The 15,333-nt window shown below is 62.7% G+C and carries 17 protein-coding genes; 2 read left to right on the forward strand and 15 right to left on the reverse strand.

The genetic code is table 11. The features are described from left to right. Window positions 1-72 precede the first annotated feature (72 nt). Window positions 73-429: an ATP/GTP-binding protein gene (locus tag AC3IT0_RS13905; RefSeq protein ID WP_489320348.1), complete on the reverse strand. Its 357-nt coding sequence runs from the start codon at window positions 427-429 to the stop codon at window positions 73-75. Between the two features lie 37 nt (window positions 430-466). Here AC3IT0_RS13905 and nucS point away from each other — a divergent pair, with 37 nt between their 5' ends. Both nucS and AC3IT0_RS13915 read left to right on the forward strand, forming a co-directional pair. After that, window positions 467-1,162: an endonuclease NucS gene (nucS, locus tag AC3IT0_RS13910; protein WP_489320349.1), complete on the forward strand. Its 696-nt coding sequence runs from the start codon at window positions 467-469 to the stop codon at window positions 1,160-1,162. Window positions 1,163-1,456: 294 nt separating this feature from the next. Next, complete coding sequence (locus tag AC3IT0_RS13915; protein WP_011692441.1) at window positions 1,457-1,660, forward strand: cold-shock protein; 204 nt, start codon at window positions 1,457-1,459, stop codon at window positions 1,658-1,660. 92 nt (window positions 1,661-1,752) lie between these two features. Here AC3IT0_RS13915 and AC3IT0_RS13920 read toward each other — a convergent pair whose 3' ends face one another. From AC3IT0_RS13920 to AC3IT0_RS13985, 14 genes are all read right to left on the reverse strand, one after another. Beyond that, window positions 1,753-4,302 carry a bifunctional lysylphosphatidylglycerol flippase/synthetase MprF gene (locus tag AC3IT0_RS13920; protein ID WP_489320350.1) on the reverse strand — a complete coding sequence of 850 codons (2,550 nt, stop codon included), beginning with the start codon at window positions 4,300-4,302 and terminating at the stop codon, window positions 1,753-1,755. Then, window positions 4,299-5,606: an alpha/beta hydrolase gene (locus tag AC3IT0_RS13925; protein WP_489320351.1), complete on the reverse strand. Its 1,308-nt coding sequence runs from the start codon at window positions 5,604-5,606 to the stop codon at window positions 4,299-4,301. The genes AC3IT0_RS13920 and AC3IT0_RS13925 overlap by 4 nt, the downstream gene beginning before the upstream one ends. A 4-nt stretch (window positions 5,607-5,610) precedes the next feature. Continuing rightward, window positions 5,611-6,042: a DUF2550 domain-containing protein gene (locus AC3IT0_RS13930; RefSeq protein ID WP_489320352.1), complete on the reverse strand. Its 432-nt coding sequence runs from the start codon at window positions 6,040-6,042 to the stop codon at window positions 5,611-5,613. Between the two features lie 10 nt (window positions 6,043-6,052). Then, window positions 6,053-6,337, reverse strand: coding sequence for a F0F1 ATP synthase subunit epsilon (locus tag AC3IT0_RS13935; RefSeq protein WP_056349400.1), 285 nt, complete (start codon window positions 6,335-6,337; stop codon window positions 6,053-6,055). A 1-nt stretch (window position 6,338) separates the two neighbouring features. After that, window positions 6,339-7,793 carry a F0F1 ATP synthase subunit beta gene (gene atpD, locus AC3IT0_RS13940; protein ID WP_489320353.1) on the reverse strand — a complete coding sequence of 485 codons (1,455 nt, stop codon included), beginning with the start codon at window positions 7,791-7,793 and terminating at the stop codon, window positions 6,339-6,341. Between the two features lie 80 nt (window positions 7,794-7,873). Then, window positions 7,874-8,767: a F0F1 ATP synthase subunit gamma gene (locus tag AC3IT0_RS13945; RefSeq protein ID WP_489320354.1), complete on the reverse strand. Its 894-nt coding sequence runs from the start codon at window positions 8,765-8,767 to the stop codon at window positions 7,874-7,876. A 77-nt stretch (window positions 8,768-8,844) separates the two neighbouring features. After that, window positions 8,845-10,482, reverse strand: a complete 1,638-nt coding sequence (gene atpA, locus AC3IT0_RS13950) for a F0F1 ATP synthase subunit alpha (protein WP_489323802.1) — start codon at window positions 10,480-10,482, stop codon at window positions 8,845-8,847. 83 nt (window positions 10,483-10,565) lie between these two features. After that, a complete protein-coding gene (locus tag AC3IT0_RS13955) occupies window positions 10,566-11,393 on the reverse strand; it encodes a F0F1 ATP synthase subunit delta (protein WP_489320355.1) in 828 nt (275 codons plus the stop codon). Further along, window positions 11,393-11,944, reverse strand: a complete 552-nt coding sequence (locus AC3IT0_RS13960; protein WP_489320356.1) for a F0F1 ATP synthase subunit B — start codon at window positions 11,942-11,944, stop codon at window positions 11,393-11,395. The genes AC3IT0_RS13955 and AC3IT0_RS13960 overlap by 1 nt, the downstream gene beginning before the upstream one ends. A 53-nt stretch (window positions 11,945-11,997) precedes the next feature. Beyond that, the gene (atpE, locus tag AC3IT0_RS13965; protein WP_056349415.1) at window positions 11,998-12,213 is read right to left on the reverse strand and encodes an ATP synthase F0 subunit C; all 216 of its coding nucleotides are present in this window, start codon (window positions 12,211-12,213) and stop codon (window positions 11,998-12,000) included. A gap of 79 nt (window positions 12,214-12,292) precedes the next feature. After that, a complete protein-coding gene (gene atpB / locus AC3IT0_RS13970) occupies window positions 12,293-13,093 on the reverse strand; it encodes a F0F1 ATP synthase subunit A (RefSeq protein WP_056349417.1) in 801 nt (266 codons plus the stop codon). An 81-nt stretch (window positions 13,094-13,174) separates the two neighbouring features. Next, window positions 13,175-13,513, reverse strand: a complete 339-nt coding sequence (locus AC3IT0_RS13975) for a hypothetical protein (protein ID WP_489320357.1) — start codon at window positions 13,511-13,513, stop codon at window positions 13,175-13,177. Next, the gene (locus tag AC3IT0_RS13980) at window positions 13,506-13,988 is read right to left on the reverse strand and encodes a Cg1360 family ATP-synthase-associated protein (protein WP_489320358.1); all 483 of its coding nucleotides are present in this window, start codon (window positions 13,986-13,988) and stop codon (window positions 13,506-13,508) included. The genes AC3IT0_RS13975 and AC3IT0_RS13980 overlap by 8 nt, the downstream gene beginning before the upstream one ends. Window positions 13,989-14,081: 93 nt before the next feature. Continuing rightward, entirely contained in the window at window positions 14,082-15,194 is a 1,113-nt protein-coding gene (locus tag AC3IT0_RS13985; RefSeq protein WP_489320359.1) for an MraY family glycosyltransferase, read from the reverse strand. Window positions 15,195-15,333: the final 139 nt, after the last annotated feature.

Here is a 15,333-nt window from a genome sequence, read left to right on the forward strand (position 1 = left end):
GCTTAGCGACTCCCGGCGGCCGCAAGCGCAGTGTTCCGGCCCGTTGACGCCGCTTCAGCGGGGCACCGATTGTCAGCGGTAACGGTAGGTCCGGGACAACCAGCAGTTCGTGTGCCAGTGGCGGCGTTCTGCCAGGCCTGCGGCCGCACCGAAGATATGATCGTCCTTCCACACCACCAGGTGGGCGATGCCGGGGACAACAGCGGTGGAACAGCCGGGGCAAATATACGTCTTCTCGGCGTTCCTGGCAGTCATGGTCCTGACCATCCATTCGCCGTCGGGCGCGCTTTCCCGCCGGGCGATTCCAGCCCGCGCCCGCTCCAAATCCAGCTCCGGAACGTCCCAGTTGCCTTTCTTGCCTACCGGCTTTCCGCCGGCTACGCCCGGCTTTCCGGAGGCAGGGCGGCGGGGACGGTTGGAACGCGGCATGCCTCCATTCTGCCCCAGCCCCGGTAGTGTGTACGGCGTGCGACTTGTCATAGCCCGATGTTCAGTTGATTATGTTGGCCGGCTCAAAGCCCATCTCCCCCTTGCCACCAGGCTCCTGCTGGTCAAGGCCGACGGCTCGGTGCTGGTTCATTCCGACGGCGGTTCCTACAAGCCGCTGAACTGGATGAGCCCGCCCGCAACCCTGCGGGTGTCCTCGCCGGAGGACGTTGACCTGGAGCTTGGCGTCACGGAACAGTGGACCGTCCAGTCCGCCAAGACCGATGACCGCCTGATCATCAACATCCACGAGCAGCTGCACGAGTCCGCCCACGACCTTGGCGTGGACCCCGGTCTGATCAAGGACGGCGTCGAAGCTGACCTCCAGCGTCTGCTCGCGGATCAGATCGAGACCCTGGGCTCAGGCTTTTCCCTCATTCGCCGCGAATACTTCACCGCCATCGGCCCGGTGGACATCCTGGCCCGCGACGCCACCGGAGGCACCGTGGCCATCGAGCTCAAGCGTCGGGGCGACATCGACGGCGTGGAGCAGCTCACCCGCTACCTTGAACTCCTGAACCGCGATCCGCTGCTGGCACCGGTCCGTGGCATCTTCGCTGCCCAGCAGATCAAGCCACAGGCCAAGGTGCTGGCGAACGACCGCGGCATCGACTGCATCACGCTGGACTACGATGCCATGCGCGGTGTGGACGACAGTGACTCCCGGCTTTTCTGACGCCGGGAATCCGCACCGGTGACGCCTGCGGCCCCTGACAAGGGGATTCGTCCGGTTTTTTACGCAAAATTTGCCGTATTGGCCGTTCAGAGGCGTTGACCTGACGGAATCGGCGTGAAATTCTTAGACCAGTCTTTGTGTAGGTGTTTTTCATGCTCGCAAGACATGTTGCGAGCGCGAAGCTCCTGCAGCGCAGGTTCCCAGGAACGGCATTGAAGGATTCTTCTCGCGGAGTGACCAAGTCCGGCACGAGGTGTGCCGGACTTAGACAAGTTCCATAATGAGGAGAAATAAATGGCACAGGGAACCGTCAAGTGGTTCAACGCTGAAAAGGGCTTCGGCTTCATCACCCCGGATGACTCCGATGGCGATGTCTTCGTTCACTACTCGGAAATCCAGACCGGTGGCTTCAAGACCCTCGACGAGAACCAGCGCGTTCAGTTCGAAATCGGTCAGGGCGCCAAGGGCCCTCAGGCTACCGGCGTAACGCTGGTCTAGTCCCCCGCCCGGCGGCCGCCGTATACGCGGCTTCCAGCGAAGAAAAGGTCCCCGGCATCCGTGCCGGGGATCTTTTCTTTGCCCTGCGACGGTCAGTTTCCCTGGCCCACCAGGCCCCGGACCAGCCGGGCCCCCTGCCGCAGCGAAAGGCCGGGCAAATAGGCCCGTGTGAGGGCCCGTCCGATCGCCGGCAACTGCAAAGGATCCTGGTAATACAGGTAAAGCGCCCGGTACTCGGGTTTGAAACGGGATTTGAAAGCTGCCAGGGACCGGAACCCGTAGACCGGTTCGAGGGCGTGGCCCACCACGTCGAGGATGCGGACGAGGTTTTCGGCCGGTACCGGCTCCCCCGGCGTCTCGTCGTCGGGCCGGCTGGCGAGCGGGGACCCGGAGAGCGAGATCACCTCCACGGATTCGCGCAACTCCAGGACCGCCGAAGCAATCAGGAACTCCATCACCCCGGGAAATCCGTCAGCAGCCCGGCGCATAACGTCCAGTGTGCGGCTGACCAGCGTCCCGCCGTCGTAAACGGGCAACCAACTGGTGACCCCGTGCACGTGGCCGTCGCCATCCACGGCCAGGCAGCACAGCACTTCGTCGTCCATCAGCTCATCCATGCCGCCCAGCGTGAATCCCATTTCCGGCACCGACTTACCTGCCGCCCATTCCTCCGACACTTCGCTGAGCCGCGCACGCAGGGCGGACGGAAGCCCGTGGTAAGTGCCCCAAACGGCCTTGACGCCCATCTTGGCGGCCCGGTTGCGCGCAGTCCTGACGTTCTGCCATTCCTTGCCCGTGAATTCGAGTTGCCGGACGGACAACCTGGTCTCCTGCGCCACCGACACGCGCTGGAAGCCCCGGTCCTGCAGCAGGGGCCACAGCGTGTCATCGCACGAGTAGAAGGCCGGGATGAGCGCGCGGTTGCCGCAGTAGGAAAGAAACCCTTCAGCTGTCCGCTGACGGGAGTCGGCCGCACCGAACGGGCCCGCCAGCGTCAGGGCGACACTGCCGTGCAGCTGGTAGGCAACGGCGCCGCGTCCATCCGGGCTGAACCAGTACCGGTTGGGCTCCCAGAGGGCCATCCACGACAGTGAATCGCCGCCCTCGTGCAACAGGTTCCGTGCGGCGGCCCTGTCGTCGTGGCCCGAATCGCTGCCATGGTGCCGGCCCAGGAGCACGGACCAGACGCCGGCCAAGGCAACAAGCCAGAAGACCGGTCCGGCGTAGCCAAATATCAGGGACTCAAGGCCGTCCCGTTCAGCAAAAACCCGGCGGTAGAGATTCGGCAGTGGTACCGGCAGATACTGCCTGGACAGTTCGGCCAGCAAGCCCAGCAGGCCGCCGTCGCGCGTCATTCCCCCAGCGGCAAACCAGGCCAGTGCGTAGCTGCCGGCCAGGAAGAGCCAGACGCCACCTACCACCGCCAGGAGCCGACGGCGGGCGGCGGGGATCGTCTCGACCCGGAACTGGCGGCGGTTAACCCAGAGCAGGACCGCCAGCAGCAGTGGGACGATCACCAGAGGCAGGATGTGGGCAAAACCCGAACCCATGGCGGCCGTATGCGGCCGCGCGGGATAGTGCGGGATCAGCGCGAACAGGGCGAGGTAGACGGCGGCCATCGCCGTGACCGCCAGCTGAAGGGCCAACGTGATGCGCAGTGCCATGCGGCGGCCGCGGCGCATTCCGTCAGCACAGATGAGGAGCAGAACCACCGGTACTACTGCCAGGGCGAGGCCAAAGGGTCCGGCGAAGCCCGCCCGCCCCACCTCCAGGCAGGATGCCTCCACTGTTGCTCCACAGTTGGCTTCGAGCTGGCCCAGTGTGGGGATGGGATTCAACACCACGTCCCGGAGCAGCGCCAACGGGCCGGTAGGCGTCCGGGCAACGGCGGTCAGGATGGGGCCCACGGCGAACACGGCCACCGTCAGGGCAAGCAGGTTCCTGGTTTCCCTCCCGCTCGAGCGGGGCGTGTGAAGCTGGCCGTGGTCGCTCTGGTTCCACCAGCTGGCCGCGAGACCCACGGCTGCGCCCAGCAGGCCGATGACGGTCTCCGCATGCCCCACGTACAGCACCAGCAGGAGCGACACCGAGAGCAGCGCCGTCCGAAGGCGGCGCCGCCACAGCACAGGAATCCTGCCACTCGCGGCGAGCGAAGCCGCCAGGACCGCGGCGTAGGGTCCGATCAGGCTGTTGTCCGCCATCAGTCCCAGCCAGCCGTCCCCCGCGTACCTCGCCAACTGGGTCAGGAGCAGGAAGACTGTGACAGCAGCAAACTGGCCACCGAGGAAAAACGCTGCCGCCTGGAGGGGCCCGAGGTTCCTCTCGGCCAGGCCCAGCAGCAGCAGGATCATCAGGGACGCCACCAGATAGGCCAGCGGGTTGGTGGCGAAGAACAGCGACGTCACCAGGGACCACCAGTTGCCGGCTTTCAGACCAGGGGCGCTCACACCTGCGAGGGAAAGAAGCTCTTCCGGCGGCCCGCTGAGGAAGCTGCCGGTCGCCGCCCCCACCAAGAGGAAAATCCCGAGGATGCTGAGCGTCAGTGGCACCGACCGCAGGTAGCCCCACAGTCTTCGGATACCCGGAAGCACAACGGTTGACCAGAGCAGGGCCGGCGCACGGGTTTCGCCGGCATCCGTCATTTGGCCCATCCCCAGTGTGCGGCCAGCAGCTCAAGCCCGTTGTCCATGCCAGGAGTCAGCACGTCCCACGAGTGGCCGGTATGCGCCACCACGTCCGAGCCCACGGTGAAACCTGCCCCGATGGCCGCCGCCTCAAGGGTCCGCAGATTCGCCACAAACTCCGGGTCCGTGGCCCCGGCCGCGAAATACGCCACGCTGCCAGGATATTTCCGCTCCTTCAACAGCGTCAGCGGCACCTGGGCATCAAAGGCGACGGTGTCGCCGTCGAAGGCCGCGTCAACCGTTTTCTGGCGTTCCTTGGCCAGCGCAGGCTCGCTCTCGCTGGAAAAGGCGAGAACACCCGTGTACAGCTCCGGGTGGCGGGTGGCCATCTGTACCGCACAGGTGGCACCAAAACTGAAGCCACCCATGGCCCATTTCCGGTGGTCGGGGTCCACGTCCAACGTTCCCGAGATCCAGGCCGGCACGTCCACTGCGAGGTAAGTGTCTGCCTTGGCGATTGCGCTGTCCATGCAGAGATTGTTCGCTGACTGGTCGCCGTTGGGATCAACCACCACCACAACAGGCGCCACTCCCCCGTGCCGGGCAGCAAAGGCGTCCATCCGGGCCGGGAGCGACCCGCCGGTCAACCAGTCGGCAGGGCCGCCGGGCTGGCCGGGCACCAGAACCAGCACCGGAAGGCTGGGACGGTTCGAGGCAAAGTAGGCCGGCGGCAGGTAGATGTACGCGTCGCGTGTCTGGAGGCCCGAGGTCGTTCCTGGAATGGACGCGGTCCGAACAACGCCGTCGGCAGGGATCTCACTGGCGGGTTTCCACCCCTCCAGATGCGTTGCCGGACTGTCCGGCTGGCGCATCAGCTCCTGTTCCAGGGCCGGGATGCGGGTCAGCGCCGTTCCCGTCAGGTCCGCAACTGTCCTGTTGAGGCCGAAATATGCGTTGATCTGCACCGCGGCCAGCAGCACCACCGCCAGGAGGGCGAGCACATCCAGCCCACGGCGGCGCCACGACGCCGTGGGGAGCCGGAGCAACACCAGCAGGAGGGCGGCCACGGCCGGAAACACCCACGCCAGGACGTCAAGCGGCAGTTCTTCGGGGAAGGTGGAGGCCCAATAGATGAGGACCCAATGAACCAGGGCCACCACGGCGGCGGCTGCGGCCGCGGCGGCGGCAACACTGAGGAACCAGCGGCGGCGGCCAAGGGCGCGCGGAGGCCAGATCAGGGACAGCGCGGCGGCGGCACCAAGGACCCAGGCGGCCCAGTACACCGGTCCGTCGGTCAACCGGATATCAGCAATCCAGTCCACGTGGCTAGCGCCAGGTACCCACGCCGATGACCGGCCCGGCTTCCAGCCAGGAGGACAGCCCCGTGTAGGCATCGAATTTCATGGCCAGCCGCAGATCCTGGCCTTCGTACCGCAGCTCGACAATCACGACGTCGGGCTGGACCTTCACGGCCTCGGCCTCGGTGGGCTTGCGGCGGCCCAGCAGCTCCAGGGAGCTGCGTTTGAACTTATGTTTGGGACGCACACTCAGGGACAGCAGGCGGAACCATTCAAGGTCGTTGTCCTGATAACGACAAACCCCCATCTGCCAGCTGTTTCCAGCCATGCAAATGGAGGCGTCCACTGTGCCAAGGGCGCGCCGCAGATTGAAGCGGCGCACCCCCGAAAGGCACAGTGCAAAAACCAGCAATCCAAAAACGATTGCCAAGGCGATGAACGTAAGAGTGGGAGCGTCCATCAAGGTCGTGCTAGCGGATCCCAGCAGTAGCCGCGTCACCCAGTTGGGCGTTGTCAGCAACAATCACCACGCGGTTGTTGTCGACGGAGAAGAATCCGCCGTCAACAGCCACTGCAATGCGGTTCCCGGAAACCGGCTCAATGGCCAGTTCACCTTCGGCCAGGATCGCCAGCAGGGGCGAGTGGCCGGGCAGGATTCCGATCTCACCATCGCTGGTGCGGGCCTTGACCATCTTGGCCGCTCCGGACCACACGAAGTGATCCGCTGCGACAATCTCAACCTCAAGCTCAGCCATATTACTTGGTCTGTTCCTGGATCTTGGCCCACTGGCGCTCAACATCGTCCAGGCCGCCCACGTTGAAGAACGCCTGCTCTGCAACGTGGTCAAGGTCGCCGTCGCAGATAGCGGTGAAGCCTTCAACCGTGTCCTTGATGGTCACGGTGGAGCCCTCGACGCCGGTGAACTGCTTGGCGGTGTAGGTGTTCTGGGAGAGGAACTGCTGGATACGGCGTGCACGCGACACGACGATCTTGTCCTCTTCCGACAGTTCGTCAACACCGAGGATGGCGATGATGTCCTGGAGTTCCTTGTTCTTCTGCAGGATCTGCTTCACACGGACAGCCGTGTTGTAGTGGTCCTGACCGATGTACTGCGGGTCCAGGATGCGGGACGTCGACGTCAGCGGGTCAACGGCCGGGTACAGACCACGGGAAGCAATTTCACGGGAAAGTTCCGTGGTTGCGTCCAGGTGTGCGAAGGTCGTGGCCGGGGCCGGGTCGGTGTAGTCATCTGCGGGAACGTAGATGGCCTGCATCGAGGTGATCGAGTGGCCCTTGGTGGACGTGATGCGCTCCTGGAGGAGACCCATCTCGTCAGCCAGGTTGGGCTGGTAGCCCACGGCCGACGGCATGCGGCCGAGGAGGGTGGAAACCTCGGAGCCTGCCTGGGTGAAGCGGAAGATGTTGTCGATGAAGAGCAGCACGTCCTGGTTCTGCACATCGCGGAAGTACTCCGCCATGGTCAGAGCGGACAGTGCAACGCGCAGGCGCGTTCCCGGCGGCTCATCCATCTGGCCGAATACAAGGGCGGTGTCCTTGAGGACGCCTGCCTCTTCCATTTCGACCCAGAGGTCGTTACCTTCACGGGTACGCTCGCCAACACCGGCGAATACCGAAGTACCACCGAAGTTGCGGGCCACACGGGTGATCATTTCCTGGATCAGAACCGTCTTGCCCACACCGGCGCCGCCGAACAGGCCGATCTTTCCACCCTTGATGTACGGGGTGAGGAGGTCAATGACCTTGATGCCGGTTTCCAGCATCTCGGTGGATCCTTCAAGCGTTGCGAAGGCGGGAGCCTTGCGGTGGATTGACCAGTGGTCCGAAGCCTGGATCTCGGACTCGTCAACGTCCAGCGGCTTGCCGAGGACGTTGAAGATGTGGCCCTTGACGCCGTCGCCCACGGGAACGGTGATGGGCGAACCGGTGTCCACTACGTTGGTGCCGCGGACGAGTCCGTCGGTAGCCTGCAGTGCGATGGCGCGGATGAGGTTGTCGCCCAGGTGGAGGGCAACCTCGAACGTGACGGTCTTGGTCTCACCGTTGAGGGTAATCTCCGTGGTGAGGGCGTTGTAAATCGGGGGGATTGCGTCAGCCGGGAATTCGACGTCGACAACCGGGCCAATAACACGTGCAATACGGCCGGTGGCACCGGACGTTGCGGCTACGTGTTCGGTAGCAGTGGCAGTCATCTCTCTCACTTCACTCAGTAGATGGCGTGGGGTTTAAGTTCGTTCTTTGGTGCAGGTACAGCTGGACCGGACCGTGCAGGCTAGGACGCGCTCAAGGCGTCGGCACCGGCAACGATTTCGGAAAGCTCCTGCGTAATTTCAGCCTGACGGGCAGTGTTGCGCAGACGCGTGTACTTCTTGATGAGGTCCGTGGCATTGTCACCGGCGGACTTCATCGCCCGCTGGCGGGCTGCAAGCTCGGAAGCTGCTGCCTGCAACATGGCGGCGAAAATGCGTGACTCGATGTAGCGCGGCAGCAGGGCATCAAGAACCTGCTCCGCTTCCGGCTCGAATTCGTAGAGCGGCAGGAGGTCCGACTCGGACGCCGCCTGCTCTTCGACAACCTCGAGCGGAAGCAGACGGATAACCGTCGGCTCCTGCGTCACCATGGACTTGAAGCGGGTGTAAACGACATGGATCTCGTCGACGCCGCCCTCTTCGTAGTCTGTTGCGAAGTCTTCGAGCAGCGCCGCGCCGACCTCACGTGCAGTTCCAAACTCCGGCGAATCGGTGTTGCCGGTCCACACACGCTCGTAAGGAAGGCTGCGGAAGTCGAAGTACGCCTGAGCCTTGCGGCCCATCACGTACGTCTTGACTTCTTTGCCCTCCTCGAGGAGTAGCTCGGTGAGACCGACCGCCTGCTTAAGCACGGTTGCCGAGTAGGATCCTGCAAGGCCGCGGTCAGCACTGATGACCAGAACGGCGGCCCGGCGGATCTGCGCCGGCTCGGTGACCAGCGGGTGGTCGATTTCGCTCTGGCTTGCGACAGCAGAAACGGCACGCGTAATCGCGTTTGCGTAAGGCAGTGAAGCCGCTACGCGTGCGCGGGCCTTGCCAATGCGCGAGGTAGCGATCAGTTCCATCGCCTTGAAGATCTTGCGCATCGACGTGGTCGAGCTGATCTTCTGGCGGTAGACCCGAATCTGGGCTCCCATACTTTTCCTTTCCTAAGATCCCGATGGCCGGGACTGCCGGAAACCCGAACGGGTTCCGGCAGTCCCTGCCAGCGAAACTAGCGCTTCTGCTTGACGATTTTTTCCTGGTCGACGTCGCCCTCGGAGATAGCTTCGTGCTCCTCGTGGCCAGCGCCTACCAGGCGGTTGTCACCCTCACCGAAGAAGCCCTTTTTGAAGGCCACAATTGCGGTCTTCAGCGCAACAGCTGTGTCATCGTCCATAACGTTGGTCTGCGCCAGCGTGGTCAGGATGGAGGACTTGTGCTTGAGGTGCTGCAGGAATTCGGTCTCAAAGCGCTTGATGTCCTCAACCGGAACCTCGTCGAGGTGTCCGTTGGTACCGGCCCAGATGGACACAACCTGGTTCTCAATCGGGAACGGTGAGTACTGGCCTTGCTTGAGCAGTTCCATGAGGCGGGCTCCGCGGGTCAGCTGCTGGCGCGATGCGGCATCGAGGTCCGATGCGAACATGGCGAAAGCCTGCATGTCACGGTACTGGGCCAGTTCCAGCTTCAAAGTACCGGAGACCTTCTTCATGGACTTGACCTGCGCAGCACCACCAACGCGGGACACAGAGACACCCACGTCGACGGCCGGACGCTGGTTGGCGTTGAAGAGGTCCGACTGCAGGAAGATCTGGCCATCGGTAATGGAGATCACGTTGGTCGGGATGTAGGCAGAGACGTCGTTTGCCTTGGTTTCGATGAGCGGCAGGCCGGTCATCGAGCCGGCACCGAGCTCGTCGGAGAGCTTGGCACAACGCTCCAGCAGGCGGGAGTGCAAGTAGAAGACGTCGCCCGGGTAGGCTTCGCGTCCCGGCGGGCGGCGGAGCAGCAGTGAAACTGCACGGTAGGCCTCAGCCTGCTTGGAGAGGTCATCGAACACGATGAGGACGTGCTTGCCGCCATACATCCAGTGCTGTCCGATGGCCGAACCGGCGTACGGTGCCAGGTACTTGAAGCCTGCGGGGTCAGACGCGGGGGAAGCCACAATGGTGGTGTATTCCAGTGCGCCGTTGTCCTCAAGGGTCTGACGGACGGCCGCGATGGTGGATGCCTTCTGACCGATTGCCACGTAGATGCAACGCACCTGCTTGGTCACATCGCCGGAAGCCCAGTTGGCCTTCTGGTTGATGATGGTGTCGATGGCGATAGCCGACTTGCCGGTCTGGCGGTCACCGATAATCAGCTGACGCTGACCACGGCCGATCGGGATCATGGCGTCGATAGCCTTCAGACCGGTCTGCATCGGCTCGTGGACCGACTTACGCTGGGTCACGCCGGGCGCCTGGAGTTCCAGTGCACGGGTGGTCTCGGCCTTGATCTCGCCGAGGTCGTCGATGGGCTGGCCCAAGGGGTCAACCACGCGGCCGAGGAAGGCGTCGCCTACCGGTACGGACAGAACCTGACCCGTGCGGTGGACTTCCTGGCCCTCTTCGATTCCGGTGAAGTCACCGAGGATGATGACACCGATCTCGCGGACGTCAAGGTTCTGGGCCAGGCCCAGGGTGCCGTCTTCAAAGCGAAGCAACTCGTTCGCCATGACCGAGGGAAGGCCCTCAACACGGGCGATGCCGTCACCTGCGGTCGTTACACGGCCAACCTCTACGCGCTCTGCGTTTCCGGGTTCGTAGGACGCCGCGAACTCGTTCAACGCATTACGGACGTCGTCGGCGTTGATGGTCAATTCGGCCATCTGCAGTCCCTGCTCTCCTGTTTTCGTGATCATCGTTGCTCACGATGACCGGGGTTTCGTTTCGTTAAGTTGTGCTTGTCCGGCTAACCGGCCAGTTGGCGGTGAAGCTGTCCCAGCCGGGTGACAACCGAAGCGTCGAGCACTTCGTCACCCACCTGGACGCGGATTCCGCCGATCAGTTCAGGATCAACAGTGACATTGACCTTGAGCTCGCGACCGTACAGGGCGTTGAGCCCTGCCTGGAGGCGGGCGAACTGTGTCTCCGTCAGGGGACGGGTGACGCTGACCGTTGCAATCCACCGCTGCTGCCGTTTGGCTGCCAGCTCGGCGAACCGGGCTACGAGCTTGGTCGGCTTGATGCCGCGGGGCTGGGATACGGCCTGCCCAAGGAGGACTTTTGCTTCCTCGCTGGCACCGGGGTGCAGCTTCTGCGCCAGGCCGATCTTCGCGGCGGCACTGGCCTGCGGCTCCGACAGAGCACGTTGTACCTCATGGTTGGAGGCAACGGCCTGGTTGAAGGAGAACAGATCGTTCTCCAGTTCTTCCAGCCCAGAGATTCCGGAGGCAGAAACGGCCGACTTGTTTTCAGCAACGGCAATAACCACCGTTGCGGCAAGCGTCTCGAGTGCATCGCCGATATCTCGCGCTGATGCCCAGCGTGAACTGGCCAGTCCGCCCGCGATGTCCGCAGCATCAGCGGAGACTTTTCCGCCAACAAGCTGCTTGACCAGCGCCGACTTAGCGTCGCCGGTGCGGGACGGGTCAGTCAGGGCGCGGCGCAAGCCAGCAGAGCTGTCAACCGTTCCCAGGATTCCGAAGAGTTCCTTTGCCAACTCCAACGAGGCCAACGGAAGCTTGGCTTCCAGTTTGGTCAGCGCCGTGGTCAGCGATTCGCTCGATACACCTGACATTACTTAGCTGCACCTGCGTTCTGGTTCTCCAGATCTGCCAGGAAGCGGTCAACCACACGGGCCGAACGCTCGTCATCGCTGAGGGCTTCGCCAACGATGCGGCCTGCCAGCGTGGTTGCCAGCGTGCCTACCTCGGAGCGCAGGGACACAACTGCGGCCTGGCGCTCCGATTCGATCTGCACGTGTGCCTGGGCAGTGATACGGGCAGACTCAGCAGCGGCCTTTTCCTTCAGATCAGCAAGGATCTGGGCGCCTTCTGCACGGGCTTCCTCGCGGATGCGGTTGGCTTCTGCGCGGGCGTCCGTGAGCTGCTGCTTGTACTCTTCGAGGGCGGCTGATGCTTCTGCCTGGGCCTTTTCAGCCTTGGCAATGCCGCCTTCGATTGCCTCTGCGCGCTCTGCAAACGTCTTCTCGAACATCGGGACAACGAACTTGACCACGATGAACATGAGGACAGCAAAGCCGGCGAAGACAACGCCCATTTCCCAGACGTTGGGTACCAGTGGGTTAGTCTCGCCCGCTGTGGCAGCTGAGATGATCACCTGGTTCATAATTCACCCGTCCTTATCTACTCGGTTCTGGATGTTCGCTTGGTTCGTCAGACTCAGAGAACGAAAGCGAAGACCAGGCCGAGGATGGCGAGGGCTTCAGTCAGCGCGAGGCCGAGGAATGCGATCGGCTGCAGGACGCGCTGGGCTTCCGGCTGACGTGCTACGCCGTTGATGTAAGCGGCGAACACGAGTCCAACACCGATACCACCGCCGATTGCGGACAGACCGTATCCGATGAGGTTGAGGGAGCCGTTGATGGTGCCTTCCATTTTTCTTCCTTTCAAGATGCCATCTATGTGGCAGGTTGTTTGGGTTGCTTCATCCCCGTGAGGGGAAGTTTGTGGGTGCCTAGTGGCTGTCCGCGTGCAGTGCGCCTTCGATGTAAATGGCGGTCAGCAGCGTGAAGACGTAGGCCTGCAGGGCCATGATCAGTGCTTCCAGCATGTACATGGCTACTGCGCCGGCGATGACCAGAAGGGAGGTTCCCTTGAGCAGGATGTTCTCCTGCATCACCAGGAACTCAATGCCGGAACCGGCGATCATGACGATCAGGTGGCCTGCCAGCATGGTGGCGAAGAGACGGAGGCTGTGTGTGACCGGCCGGACCAGGAAGTTCGAGATGATCTCGATCGGGATCACAATCGGGAGAATGTAGACCGGGACGCCGGACGGCACGGTGGCCAGCTTGAAGTACTTCAGGCCGTTCTTCTTGATGCCGATGGCAATCCAGGTGACGTACACAATGCCCGCGAGGACATAGGCGCCGCCAACGTGCGAGAAGCTCGGAAGCTGGATCACGGGAATGGCGCCGTAGATGTTGTTCACCAGAATGAAGAAGAAAAGGCTGAACAACAGCGGGACGTACTTCATGAAGTCTTTGCCGCCGATAATGTCTTTTGCAATGCCGTTTCGGACAAAGCCATAAGCCATTTCACCAGCGAACTGGAGCTTGCCGGGAACAAGCTGCTGCTTTCGCGCAGCTAGCAGAAAGAATGTGGCGATAATGACGACCGACAGGATTACCAGCAGCATCTGCTTGGAGAATCCGTCAGCCACCCCCCACGGCAGGATTGCCGGCAGGTGCATTTCTTCAATTCCAGGAGGATTGAACTCTCCTGAATCTTGGGCCGGGAGCGCAAGCGCGATCAACGCGTTTCCTCTCTGCAGTGTCCATCATTGGGCGTTGGTCGAGGACCCGCGGAATTGTGCTCCGCAGCTCCCCCTGTGAAATTATTTGGCATTTGTGTTTCCGTCCGCGGACGGGCCGCTGTCTGCGCTGCTCTTACCGGCCGTGGTTCTGGAACTGGTAAGGCCATGCATGTGGGAAAGATAGAATCCTCCGAGAGCTCCAAGCAGAGCGCCTGCGAGCACGATCCAGCGGGTTCCCCACAGATAATCCAGACCCCACCCTATCAAACTCCAGACGATGATTCCGCCAATAATGTAGCTAAAGACGGCCATTCCAGCGTTGTATCCGCCGTTGTTGTTTTCGGCCGACACCCCCGGCGTGGACGCAGCGTTCTTGGGCACGGAGGAACCGTTTTTCGCTGCTCGTTTCCGGTCAGACATCGTTCGGTTCCTTCGGCTCGGGGTCGTTGTAAATCTGAATTCGCGCCTTGCTGAAGCCATAGATCTCGGCGGCCTGCCAGAAGACAACAGTGGCAACGGCACCGATCAGGAACCAGCGTCCGTGAAGCCAGGCGGGTGCTCCGATCACAAACAGGACAACTGCGAAACCCACGACCTTGACAAAATAGGTGGCCACGAACATTCCGATGGCACCGGAGGGGTTGTTGCGGCCCATGAAGTGGCCCACAAGGAGACTGATGGCGAAGAAGAGCATCACCAGGAGGCCGCCCAAAGTACTGGACAGGACGCCGCTGGGGCCGTTCAGGATCACAGCCGGGATACCCGCCAGGATCAGTGCCCCCGCACCGGCAGCTGAACTGAGTGCGAGGAGGCGAAGCCACAGGGACCGTGTGGGACCGGAAACACCAACGGGTCCGCTGCCGGACGCACGTCCGGATTCGGCGTTGGAGGTCATAAGATCCCAATCGTGGGCGCCCTGGGGCTGGGTGGAGGGGCAGCTTGGGCTGCCCCTAAATTCTACACGAGATAGAAATAAATCCGAACGCCGTTACGCGGGCGACTGGTCGCTGTGGCGGCGCAGGTATGGCCAGGCCGTAATCAGGCCCATGACCAGCGTGGCGAAGATGTCGACGGCCAACACAACTTGCCAAGGGAAGACTGCAAAAGCCAATCCCCCGAAGGACAGGACGGCGGTCCAGAGGTACATCAGGATCACGGCCGTCCGGTGCGAGTAGCCGATGTCCAGCAGTTTGTGGTGGAGGTGGCCGCGGTCTGCGGACCATGGCGAACGTCCACGTGCTGTCCGGCGGACGACGGCGAGGCCCAGGTCAAGCAACGGCAGGAACAGCACGGCGAAGGGCAGCAGAATCGGTATGACGGTGGAGATACCGTTGGCGCGGTCGTACAGCCCTGAAGTGATCTGGCCCGTGGAGACGATGCCGGCGGCCGCCATCAGCAGGCCGATCAGCATGGCACCGGAATCGCCCATAAAGATCTTGGACGGGAACCAGTTGTGCGGCAGGAAGCCGATGCAACTGCCAACAACGATGGCGGTGAGGAGGGTGGCCAGGTCCGAGTAGTCCAACAGGACGGCGTTCCGGTGCACCCAGTACGCCGTGAAGAAGAAGGCCGTTCCGCCGATGATGGCCACGCCGGCGGCAAGCCCGTCGAGGCCGTCAATGAAGTTGAAGGCATTCATGGTGGTGACGATGAGCCCGGCCGTCAGCACGACGCGGAGCAGTTCGTTCTCCAGGTAGATCGGCTCCGGAACCCACGGGACAATGGTCATCCGGACGCCCCAGATGGCAACCACGAGTGCCGCGGCGCTCTGGCCGATGAGCTTCACCCACCAACGGATGTCCAGGAGGTCATCCGCGATCCCCACGAGCACGATCAGTGCCGCGCCGGCCAATACGCCCCATGGCGAGAAGTTGTTCCGGTAGATGTCCTTGACGAAGAAGGACTGGCTGGCCACGAGGAGGGCCACCAGCACGCCGAGGAAAATGGCCACACCGCCCAGCCGGGACACGGGCGTCGTATGCATGTCACGGCTGCGGATGGGGGCGTGGAGTTCAAGCCGGTGCCCGATGACCCGGGCCCCCCAGGTGGCTCCGTAGGACACGACGGCAGCCGTCAGCCCCATAAGCAGGTACATAATCATGCGATAGCGGCCGTTTCGTCGGTGTGCGGCGCAACCCTGCGGGTGCGCACGGGCATGGACAGCAGCCCGAACAGGTGGTCCTCGGTCGATGGGCTCACTGGCGGGGAATCTGACTTTCGATAAATGAAACTTCTCCGTC

Source organism: Pseudarthrobacter sp. KH_020_B, assembly GCF_057840185.1.